This window comes from Paenibacillus sp. 2RAB27 (assembly GCF_052115445.1).
Taxonomy (GTDB): Bacteria; Bacillota; Bacilli; order Paenibacillales; family NBRC-103111; genus Paenibacillus_E.
Genome location: NZ_JBFRGR010000013.1, coordinates 161,715 through 185,195 on the forward strand (window position 1 = coordinate 161,715; position 23,481 = coordinate 185,195).

The window sequence follows — 23,481 nt, forward strand, 5'->3', positions numbered from 1 at the left end:
GAATTGGATGTATTTAGGTAGATATACCCATTCGCCGAAAATTGTCGATATTCCTGCTAGTTTCATGATTCCCCACAATGTTCAAATAAAATCCAACAAATAGATGACAATTGGTATCGTAAACATACTAAATAATGTCGAAGTAAAGACCGCCTGTGAAGAAAACTCAGCCTCATTCTCATACTCAATGGCAAGGAGCACACTACTTAATGATGTAGGAACTGCGCAGGACAGAATCAACGCCTTCGCGGTTAAACCTTCAATTCCCAGCATCCACACAACCAAAAACCCTAATAGCGGACCTATCGCCAAGCGCAGCATATTTGACAACAAGACATTCGAGAACTGAAATGTCCATTTCATGGCGCCAAGCTGTACGCCTAACGTCAACAGCGCTGTGGCCATAAAGGCATTTGCGATGTAGTTCAACGGGATGTTGATCGAGGATGGCACCGGCACATGGTAATAACGTAACAAGAGTGCTATTGGAATGGCATAAATGACAGGTAACGAGAGAATCGTTTTCATCGTCGCCTTCCAAGAAGCCTTATGTGCATTTAAGGTGTAAATTCCATAGGTATTAGGGATGAGCGTCTGCATAATCATAATAACGATCTGGATAGCTAGTGTATAGGCGTTGCCGCCGAATACGGTTTGATTGAGTGGCAGTGCATAATTAGCGCTATTGTAGAAAATAACACTATTTCGCATGGCGATCCGCATGCCGCGCTTCAGCTTCTGTATGCGGATGATCACTTCAATGATCGCAAATAGAAGGCTGAAGAAAATGACAAAAAATAAGAGCACCTGCATGAGGATGGAGAGACTCATTTCGGATTCATACAGCTTTACAAAAACAAGTGCTGGCGAAAATACATAGAAATTCAGCTTCGAGAGTGTACGAATGTCAATTTGAAAGGCGCGATACATGGTCACGCCAACCGCGATCATGATACAAATCGGAACAATATTATTGATTAGAATATACACAAAATAATTCATTGCATAGCCTCAATTCATCGAGAATCCCCATGATGCTCCTTACATGGAGGCATTAACGCTTGTGATAATTCGTTTCAACTGCGCGTTGAAATTCGTAATTTCTTCCGGTGATAAACCACTCGAAGCGAACAGTGTCTGCGGAATGCATAGTGCCTGATCGTAGAGAGCTAGTCCGGCTTCTGTGATGCGAATGAGGACTACTCGCTCATCTTCCTGTGAGCGATTCCGAACGAGCAATTTCTGCGCTTCCATTCTTTTGAGCATCGGGGTCAGTGTTCCTGAGTCCAGATCTAGCTTCTCACTAAGCTCTTTCACCGTGCTCTCCTTCTGCTCCCAGAGCACAAGCAGAACCAAGTATTGCGGATACGTGATACCAAGCTCCTCGAGAAAAGGGCGATACATCCGAGTGATCGCTCTGGAGCTTGCATATAGGCTGAAACAAAGCTGATTCTCCAGCTTCAAAAATTCACTGCTACTCATAGTTGTTTCCTTTCCTCCGTCATATTGTGAACAATCGATTTGCTTCCAATTTAAACAAAAAGTCACCGACTGTCAATACAAAACGCGGATGAGCGCCCATCTATCAGGCACACATCCGCGTTTTTCAAGATTATTTATTTAATATTTTGACTTTTCACATACTCCAACCATTGTTTCTTGTATTCGGCTTGGATTTTATCAAGCCCGGCTACTTTGGCTTTTTCCATAAATGTTTTCAATCCGCCTTCAACATCCGCAACCAGACCTGCTTCAAGTGGATACAGATATTGTTTCTCCACTTGCTCTAATGCCGCTCTTTCTGCTTGATAGCTCGTGTAGTCTTCTGCAAATCCTGTGTATTTATCAGGTGTTGCAATTTTATCCAGATCAGCGAAGATTTTTTTCACGCCATCGTAGCCTTTATCGAATAACATAAACTCAGGATTTCTCCATGCCCAGCCCTGCATAGCTTCTCTAGGGAAACCATTGCTGTTCGTGTCACCGATCATGGTGTAGTAACCATTATCAACCGTGTAGTTTTTGCCTAAGATACCGTACTCAGTCAATTGATTGTACGTTTTGTCTGTTACCATTTTTTCGTAGAAAGCAAGTGCACGCTCGGCGTTTTTACTACTTTTCGGAATTGCGAAGCCATTGTGGATCGGGTGAACTGGCTCTGCATGCCCTTTAATCATTGGCGCTGGGTAGTACTCAAGCTTCCAGTCTGGGTGAGTAGAAGCAATTTTCAGCTTTTGATCATTGAAGCGGCTAGGGTTATCTCCAAGATTCGCTGCTGCTTTACCGCTTGTAATCAAATCGGTCATCGCATCCTTCGTGTTCAGGACGTTCTTCGTAATGTAGCCGGCATCCTGCCATTTCTTCATCGCTTTCAGCTCATTCAAGTGCTCCGCAGAACCCCAGTACAAGCTAACATCAGATGGCGTTTTATAGCCAATGTTCAACCCATAAGGAACGGCTCCAATTGGATCGATTGTTAAGTTTTTGTATTGATCAGAAAGACTGCCTTTCACATCACTATTCGCTGCTAGTGGTACCATATCAGGTACATTTTTCTTAATGCCAGCTAGATATACTTCGAAATTAGCAAGGGAATCCGGTTTCGGCAAATTGAACTTCTCTCTGAGATCTTCACGCCAGATAAAGCCTGTCGTTACGTACTCTTTATAAGTGGCAGGAACGGTGTAGATTTTGCCATCAATTTTGACAGCTTCCCACATGTCTTTCGGTACGAAGCTATTCAATTTAGGCGCTGCTTTCGGAAGCAACTCATCCAGTGCTAGGAAAGCTCCTTTTTTGGCATAGGATTGGTATTGTGTCCACTCTGCTGTGAAGATCAAATCAACCGCTTGGCCGGAAGATAATAATAACTTATATTTCTGATCCCAATCCGTCCACGTTGTGAAATTGAATTTAACTGTCGCGTTCAGATCCTTCAAGGCCAGCTTGTTAATCTCTTCTTCAATAACTGGAAGATCTTTCGGTGCAGGTCCTAACATATAGAATTGCAATTCTACTTTCTTCGATGTGTCTATTCCTGCTGGCTTAGCTGTAGCCGCCGCTGCTGTAGCTTCTGGTGCTTTCGTTGCTGGGGCTGTGGAAGGACTTGGCGAACTTGTGGATGTGGAACTGCTACACCCTGCAACAACGGAACCCGCAAGCACTAATGCCATTGACACACTGTACATCTTTTTCGCATTACTTTTCATGTAAATCCTCCCTTTATTTGTGCATAATTTAAATAAGTCAATAATCTATGTTAGCTGACGGAATAACTCCGTTACAGTTCTAACCTTTCACAGCGCCTATGGTTAGGCCTTTAACGAAAAATCGTTGAACGAATGGATACAGGAATAAAATCGGCCCAGTTACAATAATAGCCATTGCTAGTTTGGTAGATTCCGATGGAATGTCCTGGCTCATCGTCACTCCCGTACTAACACCAAGCTGTGAAACCGCTGCTGCTGTGTTAATGATGTTATACAAGAAATACTGCAACTCGTATTTGTTCTGATCATTAATAAAGAGCGATGTCGAGAACCAGCTGTTCCAATAATGTAAAGCCAGAAATAGTCCAACTGTGGCAATCCCAGGCATCGCCAGTGGAAGAACTACACGGTAATAAATCGTGAAGTCATTCGCTCCGTCAATCTTCGAAGACTCTGTTAACTCTTCTGGAATAGATGACTTAATGAAGCTGCGCATTAATATAATAAGAAAGGGAGACATGAGTCCTGGGAAAATCAGTGCTGCATACGTATCTGTTAACTGTAGATATTTCGTCATCATGATGTACCAAGGGACAAGGCCACCACCGAAAAGCGTCGTAAAGTAAATATAGAAGGAAAGCTTATTCCGATACTTAAAATCTTTCCTTTGCAGCACGTAACCGGCCATCGTCATCATGAACAACCCTAGTGCCGTCCCGACTACCGTCACAAAGATCGTAACCCCGTAGGCTGTTAATACTTTTTCTGGGAATGTTAGAACCGCCTTGTAGGCTGTCAATGAAAAGACATTCGGTATGAGGTGATATCCATCTCGTATAATGGATTCATTATCCGTTAGTGAACCCGAAATGATGAGAAGGAAGGGAAACAAACAGATCACAGAAAACGCGATAATGACAAGATAGGCAATCATGTTGAATGTAACGGAATCAATTCCTCTGGTACGCAAGTGCAGTCACCTCCTAGAAAAGTGCATATTCATCATTTGATTTTTTAATCAGATAGTTCACAGTCATAATAAGTACAAAGCCGAAGATCGACTGGAACAATCCAGCTGAGGTCGCCATCCCGATGTCAAACGTAACCTTCAAAGAGCGGAAAACGTAAGTATCCAAGATGTCCGTTGCATTGTATAAGATCCCGTTATTCCCAATTAATTGGTAGAAGAGATCGAATTGACCTTTCATGATGCTGCCCAGTGCGAATAACAGCAATATAATGAAGGTTGGCTTCAGCATCGGAATCGTTATGTACCAAATCCGTTGGAAAATGTTCGCTCCATCAATCGTTGCCGCTTCGTAGTACTCATCACTAATGCCAGTTATCGTGGCGAGATAGATCACCATGGTGTAGCCCACATTCTTCCATACATAGAACATAATCAACAGAAAAACCCATGAAGAAGGTGTGTTATAAATGTCCACCGGGTTAGATCCCCACGATTTAAGCGTGGTATTCACAAAACCAGTATCATAATTAAACATGTTGTAAGCGATTGCATTCAGAAGAACAAATGAAATAAAATAAGGTAAGAACATCACGGATTGCGTAAGTTTCTTGAAGAACTTCCCTGTCATTTCACTTAATAAGATGGCGCAAAAGATGGCTGCCGCATTTAAAAACACGATGAATGCCAAATTGTAGGCCACCGTATTCCGCGTAAGCGTCCACAGCACGCCTGATTTCCATAAAAATTCGAAATTCTCCAAGCCTACAAATGGACTTCCGAAAAGTCCCCCATTAAAATCAAACCGAGTAAATGCGAAGTAGATCCCAACCATCGGTACGTACGAATTAATAAAGAAGAAGATCAACGTTGGCGCTATCATGAGAAACAACAATTTATTTTTGTTTAACTCATAGAAAAATCCTTTCTTTCGGATCATGCTGGTAAACCTCCMTGCGTTAATTGTCCTGTTCATCTTGTCGGTTGCCATACTCGAATTATAGACAGAATCGTTCCATCAAGGATACTGAAGATCTGCTAACATTTATGAACGAACCCACCCAAAATCGTCTAAACGGCATATGCACAATGTAAACTTTCATGGAGAATTCGGCGTTTATAGCGCTTTTTCAGCCCTTGAGCTCTCCGATTCCATTGCAAGCCGAATAAAGTTGGGATATACTTTTTTTACCAAAGGGGGGGGACGGATAGCATGATACTTCGAAATCAAGAGAGCAAATTTATGTATCGCAACATACTTCTCAGTATTGTTTTATCCATTGTCATTACCTTGCTTGTCTCCTCTACAATTCTTTATGTCAACTTCGACAATATTGCACTGAAACAAGTGTATGAATCCGACTCCAACTCCCTGCTCCAAACGAGTCAAGAAATTCGAACCATAACAGAAACTGCTACCTCCCTGTCATTTCAAATTTATCGTGATTTCGTCATCAGTAAATTGCTGTTTTACGATAAACCAGATATTTATGATGTCCAAGGCAGCATGGCGCAATTGAATTTATATCGGCTAGCGATGCCATTTATCGATTCCATTTATGTGTATAACGGAACCTCAGAGCTTTTCTACGTCAGCTCGAACAACTTTCAGAGCGGCATCCAAACAAAAGCCAACCTTGGCGATCCTGGCATGGTCGATATCCTTGATCATTTTCAGGATTACATTCCTTTCTTGCCGATTCCAAGAACCTTCAAGTCAACCAACGTCAGTACACTTCAAACAACAACTGTCGGGATCTATTCCTATTTGTGCTATGATGCCATCAATTTGAATAATTCCTTGAATTCAGCCGTTGTCGTCAATATCTCAGAATCATTCTTCAATAAATCATTGAAGAAAATTGCTAACAATCGGGCAAGCAACGAATTTATTATTAATAAAGAAGGAATTCTGATCTCCACCGATGGTTCTAATCCTGTCCTCTCCAATTATGCAGATAAAAGCTACATCCAGAAAATTATCGCCAATGCTTCTTCACCGGGTTATTTGGTCGATAAGGTCAATGAGAATCTGTCATTGATTTCGTATACAGCGCCTGATTCCCTAGGATGGCGTTACGTCCGTACAACCCCTTACACCATTATCACAAAAGAGATCAGAGACATGCGTCTCAAAACGATTTACATCTCCCTTAGCATTCTTCTACTTGGGCTGCTCATTTCGTTCTTCATGTCCAAACGATTATTCGGTCCCATTGATAAGGTCATTCGAAGCTTAAAAACGTTAGAAATCGAAAAGCGCGATAACTTGCAAATTTTACGACAAAATTTCCTGAGAAATATTATGCTGGGCAGAGACGCCTACCACCCTCAAGTCTTGAAATCGAAATTAACTTATTTCGGCTCCAAAATCACCATTGATCACCCTTCACTACTTCTCATGGTTAAAATTGATAAATATGAAGAAAACATTCGGACTTATAAAGATCAACTTACCTTGTTACGCTATGCCATCATGAATATCGGTACCGAAATCAGCGCCTCCACCTTTCACGCGGAAGGCATCGATATGGGAGATGATCATATTCTGTTGCTTCTCTCTGCGAAAGAAGCAGATTTCAAATGGGAACCTGTTGATTACACAGAGTTGCTCCAGAATATGCAAGCCTCCATCTCTTCCTTCATTAAATTATCCGTTTCGATTACAGTAAGCCCGCTGCAGGACGAAGCGATAACGTGCTTCCAACTTTATAAGCAGCTGCTGGAGGCTTCTTATCATCGTTTATTTAGAGGACATGGCTGTATCATATGGTCGGATGAAATTATTGCTTACCGTACCAAGGAGTACAAATTCCCATCGCAGAAGGAAAAACAGCTTGTCGATTGCCTCATGACAGGCGATTCGGAAGAGGCTGAACTGCTTTATACCGACATTGTGAATGAAACATCCCTATATCCTTACACGGTCGTCCATTTGGCCATTTCCCACCTGACCTTAACCGTTAATAACGTCCTAACGACAATCAACAAGAATAATGCGCTAGCCTTCCCCCTCTACTTGGATGCTGCTGTCGCTTCACTGACCCACGTCGAGACCATTGAAGAAATTAACGCGCAGTTCATTGACGTATTCAAGCAGCTTCAGAAAAAGCTAGATGAGAAAAGAAGCTCTAAGCATGTGGAGCTGATCAAGAAAATGAACGACATCATTGATCGGGATTATGCGAATCAGAACTTGTCACTGAACTCGATTGCCGATGAACTCGCGATGTCTTCCATTTATATTAGCCGCTTGTACAAACAGCACACGATGGCTGCCATTACCGATGTGATTCAAGATGTGCGGATGAACAAATCCAAAGATCTACTTTTAAACTCATCGCTGTCCGTTGCTGAAATCGCAGAGAAGACAGGCTTCACGAGCGACTCTTATTTCTATCGCTTATTTAAAAAGTATAACGGAATCACACCGAACGATTTCCGTAAACAACTCAAATATGAAAATACGCTCCAACAGAAAGGAATTGAAGAACGATGAATTGGCTAAATGATCACAAGAATCAATTAAATCTTATTTTTGCAGAAGCAAAGGAAACTGTACGCCAATTTCCCTCTCCATTGGACCAGTTAGGACTTGCCTATTTAGCTAAGTTTGACCCCACTCACGAAGGTAGCAGCAAGAATTATATTTGTTATCTTCTTCCGTTTTGGATGAAAGACTTCTGCAAGCTGCCTGCGGAGTCGTTTAACAAGCTTTCCCTTGCAAATGTCTTCGTCATGCTGTACTACTTCATACAAGATGATATTATGGACGCTAGCAAAGGTGAACACGCAAGCAAGCTGCCACTCGCCAACTTATTCCATGTCCAATTCCTCTCGATTTATCTAGAGCTATTCCCTTCAGATTCCCCCTTCTGGGACTATTACGAATCCTACATCCTAGAATGGTCGAAAAGTGTCACAAATGAACGACAATCCGATTATTTCCACGAGGACAAATTTCAAATTGCCAAGAAAGCTAGTCCTGTTAAAAATGCCAGCACAGGAGCACTACTGCTTGCCAACCAAGATGATCTCATCCCTGTAGTTACCAATGCCGTTGAACAAACCCTTGTAACACTACAAATGTTGGATGACTGGTCAGACTGGGAAGAGGATCTAGCCGATGGATCGTATAATTGCTTAATAGCATCGATCCGCAAGCAATTGCAGCTTTCGACAATAGATACGCTATCACCTGAAATGATTAAGCAGCAACTCTATGTCCATGACTTCTTCGTCGATTACGGAAAGACTGCTGACTCTCACCACGAGCATCTACTAACCTTGTCAGTAGGCATGGAGCAACTGCTTGCTTTCCATGATTCTCTCGTGCAAAACATCCATCGGGAAGCCCAAGAAATTAAAGAACGAAGAGCGACTTTAGTCTCTGGTGGGTTCTACTATTTTTTGTCTAATTCTGATAGATTTTGATAGATTAATAGAAATGTTCGTGGTATAATTTTTCTTGTAGGAAAAATTACCCAAATGACTAGGAGTGATTACAAATGTCCACAAATGATAGCGTAAAAGCCCAAATTATTCAAAAAGCTTGGGAAGATGAAGCCTTTAAACAACAACTTCTAGCCAACCCGAGAGCAGCGCTTAAACAAGCATTTAACATTACACTTCCTGAAGACATCAAGGTTAAAGCTGTTGAAGAAACATCGACAGAATTTGTTCTAGTAATCCCTACAAATCCAGCTAAGATCTTAGTAGCATCTAATGCCGTAGAAGTAGTTTGGTAAAATAATAAAGGTGTCCCGCTCAATTAGCGGAACACCTTTTCTTAATTTACCGTCATATTGGGGAAACGTATAATCACTTCTGTACCTAAGAATCTTTGGCTTTTAAACTCGATATGCCCCTTCATAATCTCGATCAACCGAAACGTCACCATTAAGCCTAGTCCCGTTCCCTTCGTCTTCGTGGAATAGTAAGGCTCACCTAATTTCCTTAGTTGTATTGGCTCAATTCCCTCACCATTATCCTTAATATGTATGAAAACCTCTTCATCTTTTTCGTAAGCCCATATATGAATTTGCCCATCGACTTGGAAAGCCTCGATACTATTCTTGATAATGTTGATCAAGATTTGCTTAAGCTTTGATGAATTCCCGCAAATGTGTAAATCAGGAGGAACATTGACTATTATTCTCCCGCCATTCAGCGTTGCTAAGGGGACAATAATACCTTCAATCTGACTAATTTCTTTGCTCACATTCAATTCTACTAATTCGTCGAGCTGCGGCTTCGCAAATGTCAAAAAGTCTGTAATAATGACCGAAGCCCGATCTAATTCTTCGATGGCAATCGTCATATATTCCTTGTTCTTATCATCGGTTCTAGCGGCAACTAGCTGTAGAAACCCTCTGGTAACCTGTAATGGATTTCTAACTTCATGGGCGACCGAAGCCGCTAAGGAGCTAATCATCTCCATTTTCTCGGAAAGCTGCAGCTGATGATTATAAAATTCCAGTTCCTTTGAATAATTCGACATCTGCTCCTGATTGATTGCGAAACGTCTGCCCAAGATCACAATGAGAGCGATAATAAATCCAACCACACCAAATTTCCATAGGAAGAACTGATACTTTTGATTATTCGTGTAGTAAAGTATGAGATCGAATATCCCCATTAAGGCAAATATAGCGAAGCCCGAAGAGAAAATGACAGCCTCTCTGTTGCCTCGAATGACATAAACGATGGACAAACCAATAATTAATATAAATTGGAAAATCATAATCACACTTAACAGGGTGAGTGAGAAAAAGATATATATTCCTATGAATTTATAGTGATTTAGCTGATTAAATACCATAAAAATAAGGCAGAAAGCTGAATACCCTATCTGAAATTTCCGAAAAATACGGATCCATTTAAATTTGCCATTATCGAATATTTTCTCAAAAAAATAAGTAAGTGAGGCTAATAATACGGCTAAAGAAACATCAAAAGTGTTCAAGATTAAAGCACCGAAAGGTGTGAAATTTGCATAAAGAAAAGGCGAGTAGGTAAGAAAGATCGTACCTAATGTAAGAATGATGAGACTAAGTGAAATCCAGCTTGCACGTTGTTTCTGTTTGAGAAAGAAGGAACAAATTAGCATAATGACAGAAATGAATAGAAAAGCAAACCCGAGAATGATATTCTGCAAATCGCGAAATATGATTGTATGTGTCAGGGAAGTATAATGATCCAATCGGATATCGGAATGTATGCCCAATCGGTCCATGCTAGTCTGAAGTTTTAAATAGACACTTCCCCCTCCGTCCTCTGTGCTTATAGGCAGCAAGCTCCGCTGCTCATCGTAAAGAAAGTCAAATGTCACCTGATTAAGTAATCTATCACCTATGTAAACCGATACCTGTTGTGCATATATACCGTCAATATATATGCCGTAGTCCTTCGGAAGCTGATCTGGCAAATGGATACGAACCCAAGCAGTAGAAACATCTTTTGGTTTGTCCGGCATTTCCGCTCCGCTCTTGATCGTCATCCATTGATCTTTATCTGACGAAGTTATGATATCTTGAATCTTATCATCGGGCCCCCCCCACTTCATCTCCCAGTTTGGAATCGTTTTCACACCATTGGGCTGCTCCGCGAAACCATGATTTGCCATAAATAATAAGCCAAATATGATAATTAACCCTATTTTCCACCGCAAATGATGTTTTTGAAGCCATTGTTGCATGCATTCACCTTCYCCCCAAATGACTGTAAGTAATTTACATTAAATGAATTCGACGGGGTTATGTGCTTTCCTTCTTAACAAAGTAAACATTCTACAAACAAAATGAAACGCTCGCCTCATTCCAACAGGCGAGCGCTTCTTAATTATCAGTGAACCAAAACGTTTTGGCTGGTAATGTTTCGGTAATGAGTTGACCCTGGCTAACGACATTACGGCACGGAGACTGCCCGCGAATAAGATCCATTGCCGTCTCGCCAGGAAGCATAATGAAACTAGCAGGTAGACCTAATCCAATACCGTAATCCTTAATCTGTAACGTCCGGGCGGCTCGCAGGGTAATCATCCGAACGAGCTCAGCTAGTTCTTCGCACCCCGTCATATGAGCAAGATGTGCAGCCATATGAGCCGCTTGCAGCATATTTCCCGTTCCTAAAGGATAGAATGGCGTCCGAATATCATCATGAGCAATGCTTACATTGATACCGGCTTGCCACATCTCCTTGATGCGAGCAATACCACGACCTTTAGGATTGCTATCGAATCGCCCTTGCATCGCGCTATTGATCAGCGGGCAGCATACGATATGAATGCCTGATCTAGCCACGAGGCCTAATATTTTCTGAAAGTAAGCTTCGCTATAGTAGGCTGTCGCATTCACATGTGCGGCAGTTACTCGTTCTCTTAAGCCTGAACGAAGGGCTAAATGAGCAACATTTTCTATGAATGTGGAATGTGGATCATCCATTTCATCACAGAATACATGAACGAAGCATCCATGCTTTTCCGCAATCCGGAAGCAGATTTCCAAGGATGCTTCTCCTTCTGATCGCGTAGGCTCCAGATGAGGGACTGCACTTATGCCGTCGGCACCAAGCTCCAAGGCTATCTCGAGCCGTCGTTCATTATCTGGACAGGCACGAATCCCCTCCTGCGGAAAGGCGATAACCTGCACATCCATATAAGGCTTCACACGCTCACGAAGTGCTAGTATTGCTCTTAATGCAGTTAGACTTGGATCTGATATATCCACCATCGATCGTACATGAAGGACTCCCGATGCGATTTGCATCCGAAGCACCTTCTCTGCGCGCACCATGACGTCCTCATACGTGAGTGTCCGCTTTCGTTTCTGCCAAAGATCAATCCCTTCGAACAGTGTACCACTCTCATTCCAAGCAGGCTCCCCCGCAGTTAAAACAGTATCTAGATGAATGTGCGACTCCACGAAAGGCGGCAGCAGCAAGTGCCCCGTCCCATCAACCTCTCGCTCGCCGTGATCGGCAACTTCACCCATCGCGACAATTTTACCGTTGGCCACACCGATATCTATAGGTCCTTGGAGCTCGTGATCACCGAGTAAACGCACTTGACGATAGACCATATCAAGCAAGTTAATCACCTCATATCTAGAGCTGCGCGATTAATTATCACGCTTCATTTCAGACTCGTGCCAGGAGCTTAGGAGCCATTTGGCAAAGGCATTCACCAATAGGAAGAAAACAATCCCAAGCGCAGAAGCGGATAGCCCGCATGCGAACAAGTATGGCGTCTTTAATCGCGCAGCCGCATACGTGATGGCATAGCCTAATCCGCCTTGCCCCCCGCCAATTCCGGCAATGTATTCACCCACAATGGCACCGACAACAGACAAGGTACAAGAAATTTTCAAACCCGCTACAATATAAGGAAGCGCGGCTGGAATACGAAGTTTCCACATCGTTTGAAAGCCATTGGCATTATACAAATAGAATAAATTACTCATATTTTGATCTGTCGAATTGAGTCCGATTAAGGTATTGGACAGCATCGGGAAGAACCCGATTAGGAACGTAATGATCACGATCGCATTCATGCCTGCATCGAACCAGATCACGATCAAAGGTGCGATCGCAACAATTGGAATCGTTTGTAGGATGATAGCGTAAGGATACACGCTTTTCTCAATCCATTTCGAGCTGGCAAGCAGAATTGCACCCGCTATGCCTAGGATAATACTGAGAATAAATCCAAGAACAGCTTCGAAAGTTGTCGTTCGCACGGATACCCAAAGACCGCTCCTATTCTCGATGGCGGCTTTCACAATATCCGAAGGTTTAGGAACGAGGTAGACTGGCGCATGCGTCAAGGCTGCGATCAGCTCCCATCCGCCAATAAAGACTACGAACGCAACGAAAGGCGGCAGCAGCTGTTTGAGCAGCATCAACAAACGGCGACTAAATGACACGCCCTCCTCCATGCGACTCATCCAAGCTGCACGTTCACGAGCGGGAAATATTTCATCAGGTAGTATTTGTAGGTACTTCGAATCGACAGCCATTGCACATATCCCCCTTCTTTATGACTTACAAATGATTTTGCCAGGATTGAGAAGCCCCTTCGGATCATTCTCCCGTTTCTTGCGTTCCATACTGCCCACTTCGCCTCGACCACCTTGGTCGAGCACCCAGGTATGGGGATCAAATATTTTGACACCAATAGATTCGAAAAAGTCGATGATTTCATATAAGCGTTCTTCCGTTGTAAACCTTACAACAGGGAGGGCTGTAGGCGTCACCGCTCCGCCACTGCGCACCCATTCGACATGCAGATAGACTTCGTCTCTGTACTTCGATTTGATTTGCATTATTTGTTCTAAGTAGCTATCCACTTTAAATCCTGCTTGCAGATACGTCATCGATGCGTCTGTCTTCATCGCCCACAAAGTCGTATGGTTCCATGTAAAGTCGGATACACCTATCGTTTTACGGTAGTTTTCGGCCTCGATCACATGACCAATATGTCCTCCAAATTGCTTCGCAAGCACATCTACTAAGCGCAGTGTTTCTTCCGCAAACTCCAACATAACAGCAGCCATTTCTGGCATAATTACTTTGCTAAAGGGTACAAAATAGGAAGGAATCGGCCATTCCATCGGTGCAATGAGACGTTTGGGAATCGCTTCTTCGCGGGCGAGAGCCTCACCAAACTGCATCGCCTGCTCAAAAGTAGGGAATTGCGCAATGGCTTGTGTCCACTCAGTCCGCGGAGAAAGTGGAATGGTAACCTCCGTCAAAATGCCCGTAGTCCCGTAATTATGGATATAGTTAAACAGTTCGGGACCTGTAACAACGAGGCGCTGTGGTGTTGCTTCCATCGTATAGATCACGGCCTCATGGACGTTGCCATCCCATAGATTGCCATGTGTGATTGAACCAATTCCACCTGAACCACCGCTCACGAAGCCTCCAACCGTCGCTTTTACATACGTACTAGGGTATATGCGAATTTCTTGCCCAACTTCACGTGCTTTCTTATCCATAACACCTAGACGAACACCGCATTGAAGGCGGGCAAAGCCAAGTCCAATCTCCAGGATTTCATCCATGCGGCTTAGATCTAGGACGATCCCTTTCTGTAAGGGAACGGCCTGACCGTAATTGCCAGTCCCAGCACCGCGTACCGTCACAGGAATGCCATGGCGATAGCCAAAAGCCAAAGCCTTGGACACTTCGTCTTCATTACGGGGCAGCACGACGACATCAGCCGATGCGATCCCCTCCAGCCTACGATTAAGTACAGGAGAGTACCAATAATAATCCTTGGAAAGCTTATCTCTTGTTTCTTGATCGATGGATACGATTTCTTTCCCTAACTGCTCTTCGATCTGATGAACCCAGGTAACTTCCGCTTCTGTGGACATACTGTCTTCACCCTCTCGTCTTAATGGTCCAAAGCGTCATTCACAATGCGCACTAAATCGCTGAATTGTGTTGTAGTTCGATACGTTTCATCCCTTGGAAAAGGAACTGGAATATCAATACGTGCTGAGATTTTACCAGGTCGAGGTGTCATAACAACGACACTTGTTGATAGGAACACCGATTCGAACACATTATGTGTCACGAACAGCACGGTCATCGATTTATCCTGCTGCCAAATATTGAGCAGCTCCATTTGCAAGGTTTGACGTGTAATTTCGTCCAACGCACCGAACGGTTCATCCATCAGCAGCAGCTTCGGCCTCGAAATTAGCGCACGCGCGATGGATACGCGCATTTTCATACCACCTGAAAGCTGCCTAGGCAGCACTTTCATGTAATCCTTCAACCCAACAAGTTCAAGCACTCGCTCCGCTTCTTGTTGTTGGGTCTTCTTGTTCACTCCGCGTAATTCCAGCGGAAGCTTTACATTCGCTTCAACCGTGGACCACGGTAAGAGCGTATGGTCTTGAAACACAAAAGCGATGTCACTTTGCTTGCGTGCTTCCTTCGGAGTCGTTCCAAAGACATCCAACGAGCCTTTGCTTGGTTTGGATAAGCCTGTAATGATTTTGAATATCGTCGATTTCCCGCACCCCGATGGACCTACAAAGCATAAGAATTCACCTTCTTGAATAGTCAGGTTAACATCCTGCAAGGCAATCGTTCCGTTCGGGTAGGTCTTGGAGAGATTCGTCATACTCACGAAAGTAGAACCTGCGGTTTGTCGGCTAGCTGTATCCATCAGAGAAGAATTTTTCGACATGGTTGTCATCCCCTATACGTGTTTATGGTTTATCCAATCTACTTGCTAATTTTGAGAGATTGCATATCGAAGTCTTGGAATGCCAGCAGCGCCTCTGCGATATAAGTCCCATACTTTTCCGTCATAGCCACACCTTTGGCTATTGTTGCTGCCGTGGCATCTCCGGATACGCCAGTATGAGAGAGATCATCCATCACCCAAGCGAAGGCGCGATTCCGAAGTGCCAAATAACGGGACTCCGGGTAATTCGGGTACTCCGTTGGCGCTACATCCATGTTCACCCAATGCGGCATTGCCGCCATGACGATGGATGTTTCCATATCACCGGCATGAATGCCCGCCTGCTTCTCCAACGGTGTTATCCATTCATCAGCACCGCCGAGCCCGCCTGGATCTAAGCGAAACACAGCTAAACCCGTTTCGATGCGAATTTCTCTGCCCATCATGTTCAACAGATCGGTATTCCCGCCATGCGAGTTAACGAGAACGAGCTTCTGAAAACCGCTTCGCCGCAGGCTTTTGGCAATATCCATCACAACAGCCATTAACGTTGTTGCCGATAAGGTGATGGTTCCTGCATGACCTAGATGCTCTGTGCTCTTCCCGTAGGGGATGGCTGGCAGCAACCATATGTTCGCTTCATCAGGAAGCTGCTCGAAAGCTTCTGTCAATAATACTTCCGAGATTAACGTGTCAGTAAACACCGGCATATGTGGACCGTGCTGCTCAACAGCTCCGACTGGCAGCACGATTAACGCATTTTCTTTGGGAATCCCAGCCACTTGAAGTTTACTAAGGCTTGGGAAGAAGCACTGATCCCAGGCTTTCCCTTGATAACGATTGAATGTCATGCTGAGTACCTCCTGTTAGATGGGTCATCTATTTGCTAAAAAAGAACCAAGCTCTTGAAAGAGGGGTTCTTTCTGCTTTCCAATTTTAAATGTTGCAGGAATGCCTTATACTTTCTTTTGAAACAGCTTGATGGCAGCCGCAATGTCCGCCACTCGCTCACCTAATCGCGCTGCCATCAGCAGCTCTCTAGGATCTGGCGAAAGTGAACTATCCGGCCCAGCTAAAGTGGAAGCCCCATAAGGCGAGCAGCCGATTGCATCAGCCGTTAAGTACTCCGGATTTTCCGAATAAGGCAATCCCACGAAAATCATACCAAAATGAAATAAGGGGACCATCGCGGTTAATATCGCTGCTTCATGTCCCGTATGGATGGACGCTGTACTGTTAAATATGCCGGTCGGCTTGCCTTCAAGGGCACCCTCGATGCAAAGCTCACCAGCCATCTCAAGGAACAATTTAACTTGCGCCGGCATCGAGCCGTAATACGTCGGGAAACCCCAAAGGATGCCATCAGCCCAACGCAAATCATCATTTGTCGCGATTGGGATTTCTTTTTGCAGCGCTAGCGTAGCTTCGTACTTCTGATAACGATCCGTTAGACGAAATTGCTTAGATAACGCAGAGGCGCTTGATGTCTTCTCCTGCATCGCAGGGCGTCTGTCTTTATCAGGTGTGATCACACGATTCACATCTGCAGCCATTTCGGGTATACGCACAATTCGTACAGGATGCGCACCTGATTGGCTGGCACCATCTGCAACGGCTTGCGCCATCTGATACACGTGGCCAAAGGCACTGTAATAAATGACCAACAGATTAGCCATCTTGACGGTTCACCCTTTCGCGAATTCGGGCTTTTGGAACGATACAGCTTCACTTGCCTTTTGCCAGAATTGAGTTAAGGTATTGTTGGTCCACGCAGCTTTCGTGCCAGGGGATCTGACGAAGCGTCCTTGGCTGTACACCCATCTGCGCTCAGGGAGCATGGTAAAGATTTCTTCGGTTGAACTGCCATCTACAATGACGAAATTGGCTGGATAACCTTCTGTAATCCCATAGGCAGAAAGTCCAAGAACCTTTGCGGGAGCTTCCGTGATCATCCGCAGCAATGTGCGTAGATCTGCGGGTCTGCCCATATGCGCAGCATAGGAAGAGATCAGTGCTATTTGAAGTAAATCCCCTCGCCCGAAAGGGTGGAAAGGATCATGAATATTGTCCGATGCAACTGCGATTGGAATGCCTCTCTCATGAATTTGCTTTAAGCGAGTGACACCTCTTCTCACAGGAAATGAATCATGTCTGCCTTGCAAATACAGGTTAACAGCAGGCAAGGAAACTGCCTTTAGCTTGGCCTCTGCCATCTTGTCAATGATGCCGCCTGCATCTTCATCGGTCATCGAGGCTAATGCACACAAGTGATCTACGGTCACTCTGCCCTCGTAGCCTGTTTCTTTCGTGCGCTCTGCTACATATTCAACAGTTCGCATCTGCGGATTATCTGTCTCATCACAATGGAGGTCGATCGGAACATCGTATTTCTCTGCCATTTTGAAAATAAAATCAATGTCTTCCTTCGGTGTTAACGATAAATGCGGTGCACCACCGATACCATCCACACCCATTCGTAAGGCTTCCTCAATGGCTTCATTATCCAGCGACATGAAATTGTAGGGACACATCGGGAAAAGCTGCAACGTCATGTAAGGTGCTAATGCCTCTTTGGCTTCCAATGCGGCTTCGATTGTGCGTAATGCGATGTCTCGTGAAAATCGAAGATTAAAATCCAGATGCGTGCGAATATGCGTAGTCCCAAATGATAGAGCCTGCAGTGCCGATCGCATCATTCTGGCTTTGATCTCGTCTTTCGAGAACGTTGGCGATGCGGCCGAGTAATTGCGAACCGCCTCTTCCAACGTACCGCTGATATTCTCCACGGTGGTTAAGGAAAACGCTTTGTCGAGATGCATATGCGAATCCACAAAGCCTGGAAGCAAGATTTTACCTTCAAGATCTAGCGTTATCATGCTGGACGTTTCTACATGTTGTTCAGGATTCCATGACTCGAGCGAGGTTGAAATGGGTGCAGCGGCATCTGCTTCTTGTATGCGAATATGTGTCCAATTCCCATCGCGAATCGAGAGACGATATAATTCCCCTTCATTTAATAATGGCAATCTGACGTTACATAGATCGATGTTGTTGTTAGAAGCCAATGCCGTCACCTCCCGAAGTTTTGTTTATTTTTTAGGCAAGAATTGTGTCGTGAACACTTTATCAATATTCTCAGCAGTCTTCAGTACGCCTACTTCAACTAATTGCTTCTGCACTTCTTCCCATCTCTCTTTGGTCATAATGCCTGTGCCTTTGGTCGCTGCATCGCCACCGAAAACAAAGTCCATTTCCTTCGCTGCGCTGTATTTCATCATGTCGAGGCCCATGTCCGGGTTCTTCGTTTGAATGCTTGGATTGATCTCATCGGAATGATCTTTGTAGTAATCCCAACCCTTCACCGTCGCTTCAACGAAGGCTTTGACTTGATCTGGATGCTCTGCGATCATCTTCTCTGTCGTGAAGTACACGCCTGCGTAAATTTTATAACCAGAATCGGCAACAAGCAGCGTACCGTATTCAACCTTTTGTTGATCCATCGTGAATGGCTCTGAGGTCACATAACCTTGCGTTAGCGCCGTTTTGTCACTCACAAAGTTCACTAATTGACCTGTATATTTCATTTCTTGTGCATTTGTTAATTTGTATTTGTTTTTGATAAATTGCCAGAAGCTCGCTGTGGATGCTACGTACACTTTATGAGTATTTAAATCACCGAAATCTTTTACACCGGAATCTTTATGATAAAACAGGGCTTGCGGACTCTTTTGCATCGAGGTTGCAATCGCCACTACTGGTATACCTTCTTGTCTGGCTACCAAAATATCATCACCGTTCGCCATCCCGAATTGTGCTTTACCAGAAGCTACAATCTGTGTAGCGGATACAGAAGGACCACCTGGCATCACTGTCATATCGAAACCTGCATCCTTGTAATAGCCTTTCGACAATGCTGCGAAATTCCCACCGTGCTCAGGCTCCGCGAACCAGTTCAACACCACCGTTGCTGGAACAATCGGTTTGGCGGCTGGTGACGCTGATGCTGCAGGAGAAGCAGCAGCCGCCGTAGTTGGTGCTGCTGTTGGCGCTGACGAGGAAACGGGAGTACTTGAACTTCCACATGCGGCTAACAAACTAGAAATCATCACTAAACTTAGGGATACAGCAGCAGGGCGTTTCGTTGCAAGTGCAAGAGTACGTTGAAATCGTTTCATAGTTAACTTCCCCTCCATATTTGGTTTTCTATGTCTACAAATCTTGTTTAACCTTGAGTCAAATATACGTTTCACGGCTTGTCTCCGTCAACGAATAGACTGACGTTTTGTATTTTCACACAATAAAAGTACGGCTTTTTATTACTTTTACAACTTTAATATTATTGTAAAGTGAATAATACCACTTAAAACCGAACATTATGTCCTAGAGCTAAACTGTCCCGACCACCACACCTAATTCTCTTAGCCAACGACGATATGCAATTGAGAAACGATCAACCTTATGATTCAACTCGACTTGCAGATCTAGAGGCAGCAACTCAGGTTTCTGGGTCTCAATGACTCTAGCATCCTGCTCAAACACGATGTCTTGGAATTTAATGAAATTCGCGTCATCCACGTCGTAGGCATAGTTACGTGAAACCATCATGAAGACAACACATTCTTCAGCAGCTACAGGCAGTACGGTGAGCATAATCCATAACGTTTGACCATTACTTGGATCCGCCTTCGATAGCCTAGCTGACAATGGCCGATACACTTCCTTCCTATAGACATAAGTAGTACCCTCACTTTTATCCGAACCCGAATGTGCAACAGGCTGGAAAATCGGAATATTTTCGATATAGATGCGATTCTCTTCCTTCACAACCTGGAAATCAGGAAGCTCAGCATAGTCTGGGTGACCCAGTAAATCTTGATGAACGAACATTAAGTGAGCGAAGTCTGTGAAATTTTCAATGACTCGCGTCCCTGCTGCAGCAACCTTATAAGGCCCGCACGGAAGTGGGTGATACTCGAGATTCGCAAACTCTTCAAAATGCGGGATCGGGGCTGCAGGTTCACCAATACATACCCAAATGAAGCCATATTTCTCTTCACAGGCGTACGTCACGGCTTTCGCGCGAAGCGGAATTTTCTCTCCTTTGGGTTGTGCAGGAATACAGACACACTGTCCTGAGGAGTCGTACTGCCAACCATGATACGGACAGACCAGCACATCATCCTTGACCCACCMTTTTGATAACATAGCCCCACGATGGACGCAAAGATCTTGCATGGCGTGAACGCCTCGGCTAGAGCGGTAGAGGGCTACTCTTTCTCCTAAAATGATGACACCAACTGGCTGATCTTTCAGCTCAGATGCAAGGTAGACCGCATGCCAATCCTTTTCAAGAACGGGATCATGTAGACGTTGTAATGCCATAGAATTCATCCTCCTCTTATTGAACCTATATTTGATTTGCGAAAATAGGATACTGCCCCGCTAACTTGCTCCTAAGTACGTCAACTCTGGCTTGTGCTCTTTTTAAAATTTCCTGCTCATCAATCCATGTGCTCTTCCCATGTTCCACAACGACTTGCCCGCCTACCATTACCAAATCGACGTCGTTGCCGTTCGCATTATAGACAAGTGCTGAAGAAGCGCGATGCACGGGACTTATATGGGCTTTCATCATATCAACTGTCACTAGATCTGCTTTCTTACCTGGTTCGAGGCTGCCTAGATCTTGGCTTCGGCCTACTGCCTTTGCCCCATTCACTGTTGCCATTCTCAGCACATCCATCGGGGGCAGCAATGTGGCATCCAACTCATTCACCTTGTGCAAGCACGCAGTAAACTTCAGCACTTCGAGATTATCTTGGCAGTTGTTGCTGCCAGGGCCATCTGTTCCTAGGGCAACATTGATGCCCATCCGTAGCATCTCAGGTACCCGAGCAACACCGGAGGCTAGGTACATATTGGAAACGGGACAATGGATGACGGATGCTTGCTTTTCTTTGATGAGGTCGAGCTCTCCGTCGTCCAGCCAAACACCATGAACAACCTGTGTTTGATCGCCGAGTAAGCCAACTTCATTTAACAGTTCCAAATTTCTAAGGCCGTATCGCGCCATTGTCGTGTCGATTTGTTCACTCGTTTCTGCGACATGTACATGAGAAATGAGCTTGCGATCTCGACTGAACACGGCTGCTTGTTCGAGATATTCCCGGGAGCAACCGTATAAATTGAGTGGTCCTAGTGCGATTCGGATGCGGCCATTTCCTGCACCTTCCCACTGATCAAGCAATTGATCTGTGGCGTTGAAAATCTGTTCACCTGTCTCTCGCAAACGTACTTCCCCTGCAAGGTCGGAGCCTCCTCGTGCCAAATGTCCACGAATCCCCGAATCCACCATCGCCCTCAGCACACTGGCATCATTCTCTGGATATGTGTGGATGTAATGATGATCCATCATATAGGTAGCGCCTGATTTCAGATTCTCAATACACCCGATCAATGCGGCTAAATAGAAATCCTCCGGTTCCATCGCAAGACTCATCGGCCAAATGATCTCTTTCAGCCACTGGGCTAATGGGGAGTGATCGGATATGCCTCGCATGAATGTTTGAAACAGATGCGTGTGGCCATTCACAATGCCAGGAATAACCACTTTCCCCTCTGCGTTGTAACGGTAAGAGGCCTCTGTGAGAAGATGATCTAAGCTGCCATCTGACTTCCATTCGCCAACTTCACAGATGACATCGTGTTCCATGTACACATAGCCTGGCTTGAACATTTGGTCCGTGGCATTCATCGTCAGGACGGTTCCGTTGTAGATGAGTTTTTTGGTCATGCAGCAGCTCCTTGTGTCACATTAAGTAACATTGTTTATTGGGTAATATTATTTATGTTATATTAATTAACATGATTATATGTACACTTTCGAAAATCGTCAACACCATATGTAAATGTATAATAGATAAATAATTACGTTTATCCATTTTTTATGTGATATTATGTTAACAATAGTTATTTTATAGGTGCATTTAGTTGAAAATTTCGGAAAACGCAAGGAAAACTGAGCAATTGTATATATTTTAAGATCATGAAGTGGAGTGATGTTCATGTTAGATTTGCACGATCTCGATCCTGTCGATCAAGAAATTATTAAGTTGCTGCACGAGAACAGCAGAATGTCCTATGCGAAAATCGGTGAGATTTTGAATCTATCGCGAGTCGCGATTCAAAAGCGTGTTGAAAACCTTATTGATAATGAAATTATCGAGAATTTTACGATTCGCTTGAATGCAACGAAGCTAGGGAAGGTAGTTAGTGCTTTCTTCGAAGTGGAAGTGGAGCCGCGCTACGCAGAGGAAGTTGGAAACACACTTTCGGCGGACCCGAATGTGGTGTCGATCTACCAAATGACGGGAACCAGTTCCTTACATATGCATGCCTTATTGAAGGATGATGCTGCGCTGGAGGAATTCCTCTATAAGAACATCTACAAGCTGAATGGCGTTGTACGCGTGAATACACAAATGGTGATCAAAAGATTCAAACAAGGGACCGGTTTAGAGCTTTGAATCGTGGGAGGGACTGCGGCACACCGCTGAGAACTAGCGTTGATGTGGCGTGGCTATTGGGCAATCCGTAAAGTATTGTCGATCGAGGATAATAGTTGACCATTGAGGGTTCGTCGAGGAGGAAAGATTGGCTACTCAATCGGCGCTTGTGGCTGAAGGTACTGTTGATGGGAGTGGGAATAAGGGAGTTGGTGAGGTGAAGGCTTGAGAATATTGCTGCTGAGTATGAGAGATGTGGCAGGCTTGGGTGTTAAGTAGTATTATTTAGCCCTCTCAGACCTCTAAGACGTCTCAAACCTCTCAAACCTCTCAAATTTCTCACCCCCCTCAGACCCCTCAGACCCAATTAACTGGAAAAACTCCAGCTATTTCGTCAGTTTTGAGTTTGATTTGGCGAATAAATGGAAAAAGTACATCTAATTCGCTCGATTCCGGTTCGGCCCCTTAATTATGGAGTCTATCTGCTGAATACTTGCTTTCTCGCAGTTTCTCATTTTTCGTATTCAACCTTTTTTAAAGGGTAATCTCCACTACCCCTAATTTATTTGCCTTCCAGGCCTCATGATATCGGCTTGGACT

General features: G+C 44.3%; 20 protein-coding genes. 4 read left to right on the forward strand and 16 right to left on the reverse strand.

The annotated features are described in order from the left end of the window. Nucleotides 1-81: 81 nt before the first annotated feature. From AB4114_RS19000 to AB4114_RS19020, 5 genes are all read right to left on the reverse strand, one after another. Nucleotides 82-1,002: an AEC family transporter gene (locus tag AB4114_RS19000; RefSeq protein ID WP_441989886.1), complete on the reverse strand. Its 921-nt coding sequence runs from the start codon at nucleotides 1,000-1,002 to the stop codon at nucleotides 82-84. 39 nt (nucleotides 1,003-1,041) lie between these two features. Beyond that, nucleotides 1,042-1,482 carry a MarR family winged helix-turn-helix transcriptional regulator gene (locus tag AB4114_RS19005; RefSeq protein ID WP_436238041.1) on the reverse strand — a complete coding sequence of 147 codons (441 nt, stop codon included), beginning with the start codon at nucleotides 1,480-1,482 and terminating at the stop codon, nucleotides 1,042-1,044. A 134-nt stretch (nucleotides 1,483-1,616) separates the two neighbouring features. Continuing rightward, nucleotides 1,617-3,215, reverse strand: coding sequence for an extracellular solute-binding protein (locus tag AB4114_RS19010; protein ID WP_441989901.1), 1,599 nt, complete (start codon nucleotides 3,213-3,215; stop codon nucleotides 1,617-1,619). Nucleotides 3,216-3,288: 73 nt separating this feature from the next. Continuing rightward, the gene (locus tag AB4114_RS19015) at nucleotides 3,289-4,143 is read right to left on the reverse strand and encodes a carbohydrate ABC transporter permease (RefSeq protein ID WP_441989902.1); all 855 of its coding nucleotides are present in this window, start codon (nucleotides 4,141-4,143) and stop codon (nucleotides 3,289-3,291) included. A gap of 49 nt (nucleotides 4,144-4,192) precedes the next feature. Continuing rightward, nucleotides 4,193-5,116: an ABC transporter permease gene (locus AB4114_RS19020; protein WP_171638036.1), complete on the reverse strand. Its 924-nt coding sequence runs from the start codon at nucleotides 5,114-5,116 to the stop codon at nucleotides 4,193-4,195. Between the two features lie 273 nt (nucleotides 5,117-5,389). On the opposite strand from AB4114_RS19020, the gene AB4114_RS19025 reads away from it, so the two are divergent. The 3 genes from AB4114_RS19025 (at nucleotide 5,390) to AB4114_RS19035 (ending at nucleotide 8,924) form a co-directional block, all read left to right on the forward strand. Next, on the forward strand, nucleotides 5,390-7,675 hold the full coding sequence (locus AB4114_RS19025; RefSeq protein ID WP_441989887.1) for an AraC family transcriptional regulator: 2,286 nt from the start codon (nucleotides 5,390-5,392) through the stop codon (nucleotides 7,673-7,675). Further along, nucleotides 7,672-8,610 (forward strand): hypothetical protein, encoded by a 939-nt coding sequence (locus AB4114_RS19030; protein WP_441989888.1) that lies wholly within the window; start codon nucleotides 7,672-7,674, stop codon nucleotides 8,608-8,610. Before AB4114_RS19025 ends, AB4114_RS19030 begins: the two co-directional genes overlap by 4 nt. A gap of 74 nt (nucleotides 8,611-8,684) precedes the next feature. Continuing rightward, on the forward strand, nucleotides 8,685-8,924 hold the full coding sequence (locus AB4114_RS19035; protein ID WP_441989889.1) for an NHLP leader peptide family RiPP precursor: 240 nt from the start codon (nucleotides 8,685-8,687) through the stop codon (nucleotides 8,922-8,924). A 41-nt stretch (nucleotides 8,925-8,965) separates the two neighbouring features. Here the strand turns inward: AB4114_RS19035 and AB4114_RS19040 are convergent, their stop codons facing one another. The 11 genes from AB4114_RS19040 to AB4114_RS19090 all read right to left on the reverse strand — a co-directional run bounded on the left by AB4114_RS19040 (nucleotide 8,966) and on the right by AB4114_RS19090 (nucleotide 22,169). Continuing rightward, the gene (locus tag AB4114_RS19040) at nucleotides 8,966-10,873 is read right to left on the reverse strand and encodes an ATP-binding protein (RefSeq protein WP_441989890.1); all 1,908 of its coding nucleotides are present in this window, start codon (nucleotides 10,871-10,873) and stop codon (nucleotides 8,966-8,968) included. Between the two features lie 139 nt (nucleotides 10,874-11,012). Then, entirely contained in the window at nucleotides 11,013-12,254 is a 1,242-nt protein-coding gene (locus AB4114_RS19045; RefSeq protein WP_441989903.1) for an amidohydrolase family protein, read from the reverse strand. Between the two features lie 39 nt (nucleotides 12,255-12,293). Beyond that, nucleotides 12,294-13,109 (reverse strand): ABC transporter permease, encoded by an 816-nt coding sequence (locus tag AB4114_RS19050; RefSeq protein ID WP_441989904.1) that lies wholly within the window; start codon nucleotides 13,107-13,109, stop codon nucleotides 12,294-12,296. Between the two features lie 99 nt (nucleotides 13,110-13,208). Beyond that, on the reverse strand, nucleotides 13,209-14,552 hold the full coding sequence (locus AB4114_RS19055; RefSeq protein WP_441989891.1) for an FAD-binding oxidoreductase: 1,344 nt from the start codon (nucleotides 14,550-14,552) through the stop codon (nucleotides 13,209-13,211). A gap of 20 nt (nucleotides 14,553-14,572) precedes the next feature. Then, nucleotides 14,573-15,376 carry an ABC transporter ATP-binding protein gene (locus AB4114_RS19060; RefSeq protein WP_441989892.1) on the reverse strand — a complete coding sequence of 268 codons (804 nt, stop codon included), beginning with the start codon at nucleotides 15,374-15,376 and terminating at the stop codon, nucleotides 14,573-14,575. 38 nt (nucleotides 15,377-15,414) lie between these two features. Next, nucleotides 15,415-16,227, reverse strand: coding sequence for a creatininase family protein (locus tag AB4114_RS19065; RefSeq protein WP_441989893.1), 813 nt, complete (start codon nucleotides 16,225-16,227; stop codon nucleotides 15,415-15,417). 105 nt (nucleotides 16,228-16,332) lie between these two features. Beyond that, nucleotides 16,333-17,052, reverse strand: coding sequence for an NAD(P)H-dependent oxidoreductase (locus tag AB4114_RS19070; protein WP_441989894.1), 720 nt, complete (start codon nucleotides 17,050-17,052; stop codon nucleotides 16,333-16,335). A gap of 9 nt (nucleotides 17,053-17,061) precedes the next feature. Next, complete coding sequence (locus AB4114_RS19075; protein ID WP_441989895.1) at nucleotides 17,062-18,441, reverse strand: amidohydrolase family protein; 1,380 nt, start codon at nucleotides 18,439-18,441, stop codon at nucleotides 17,062-17,064. A 24-nt stretch (nucleotides 18,442-18,465) separates the two neighbouring features. After that, a complete protein-coding gene (locus tag AB4114_RS19080) occupies nucleotides 18,466-19,551 on the reverse strand; it encodes an ABC transporter substrate-binding protein (RefSeq protein WP_441989896.1) in 1,086 nt (361 codons plus the stop codon). A 211-nt stretch (nucleotides 19,552-19,762) separates the two neighbouring features. Further along, the gene (locus AB4114_RS19085) at nucleotides 19,763-20,758 is read right to left on the reverse strand and encodes an aromatic ring-hydroxylating dioxygenase subunit alpha (RefSeq protein WP_441989897.1); all 996 of its coding nucleotides are present in this window, start codon (nucleotides 20,756-20,758) and stop codon (nucleotides 19,763-19,765) included. A gap of 25 nt (nucleotides 20,759-20,783) precedes the next feature. Continuing rightward, nucleotides 20,784-22,169, reverse strand: a complete 1,386-nt coding sequence (locus AB4114_RS19090; RefSeq protein ID WP_441989898.1) for an amidohydrolase family protein — start codon at nucleotides 22,167-22,169, stop codon at nucleotides 20,784-20,786. Between the two features lie 271 nt (nucleotides 22,170-22,440). On the opposite strand from AB4114_RS19090, the gene AB4114_RS19095 reads away from it, so the two are divergent. Next, nucleotides 22,441-22,902: an Lrp/AsnC family transcriptional regulator gene (locus tag AB4114_RS19095; protein ID WP_171638062.1), complete on the forward strand. Its 462-nt coding sequence runs from the start codon at nucleotides 22,441-22,443 to the stop codon at nucleotides 22,900-22,902. Nucleotides 22,903-23,481 lie beyond the last annotated feature (579 nt).

Coding starts and splice junctions, on each gene's coding strand:
- AB4114_RS19060 (WP_441989892.1), bottom strand. CDS start 15,376: ATGTCGAAAAATTCTTCTCTGATGGATACAGCTAGCCGACAAACCGCA.
- AB4114_RS19095 (WP_171638062.1), top strand. CDS start 22,441: ATGTTAGATTTGCACGATCTCGATCCTGTCGATCAAGAAATTATTAAG.
- AB4114_RS19080 (WP_441989896.1), bottom strand. CDS start 19,551: ATGAAACGATTTCAACGTACTCTTGCACTTGCAACGAAACGCCCTGCT.
- AB4114_RS19055 (WP_441989891.1), bottom strand. CDS start 14,552: ATGTCCACAGAAGCGGAAGTTACCTGGGTTCATCAGATCGAAGAGCAG.
- AB4114_RS19045 (WP_441989903.1), bottom strand. CDS start 12,254: ATGGTCTATCGTCAAGTGCGTTTACTCGGTGATCACGAGCTCCAAGGA.
- AB4114_RS19070 (WP_441989894.1), bottom strand. CDS start 17,052: ATGGCTAATCTGTTGGTCATTTATTACAGTGCCTTTGGCCACGTGTAT.
- AB4114_RS19020 (WP_171638036.1), bottom strand. CDS start 5,116: ATGATCCGAAAGAAAGGATTTTTCTATGAGTTAAACAAAAATAAATTG.
- AB4114_RS19005 (WP_436238041.1), bottom strand. CDS start 1,482: ATGAGTAGCAGTGAATTTTTGAAGCTGGAGAATCAGCTTTGTTTCAGC.
- AB4114_RS19090 (WP_441989898.1), bottom strand. CDS start 22,169: ATGACCAAAAAACTCATCTACAACGGAACCGTCCTGACGATGAATGCC.
- AB4114_RS19025 (WP_441989887.1), top strand. CDS start 5,390: ATGATACTTCGAAATCAAGAGAGCAAATTTATGTATCGCAACATACTT.
- AB4114_RS19035 (WP_441989889.1), top strand. CDS start 8,685: ATGTCCACAAATGATAGCGTAAAAGCCCAAATTATTCAAAAAGCTTGG.
- AB4114_RS19000 (WP_441989886.1), bottom strand. CDS start 1,002: ATGAATTATTTTGTGTATATTCTAATCAATAATATTGTTCCGATTTGT.
- AB4114_RS19015 (WP_441989902.1), bottom strand. CDS start 4,143: ATGATTGCCTATCTTGTCATTATCGCGTTTTCTGTGATCTGTTTGTTT.
- AB4114_RS19050 (WP_441989904.1), bottom strand. CDS start 13,109: ATGGAGGAGGGCGTGTCATTTAGTCGCCGTTTGTTGATGCTGCTCAAA.
- AB4114_RS19040 (WP_441989890.1), bottom strand. CDS start 10,873: ATGCAACAATGGCTTCAAAAACATCATTTGCGGTGGAAAATAGGGTTA.
- AB4114_RS19065 (WP_441989893.1), bottom strand. CDS start 16,227: ATGACATTCAATCGTTATCAAGGGAAAGCCTGGGATCAGTGCTTCTTC.
- AB4114_RS19030 (WP_441989888.1), top strand. CDS start 7,672: ATGAATTGGCTAAATGATCACAAGAATCAATTAAATCTTATTTTTGCA.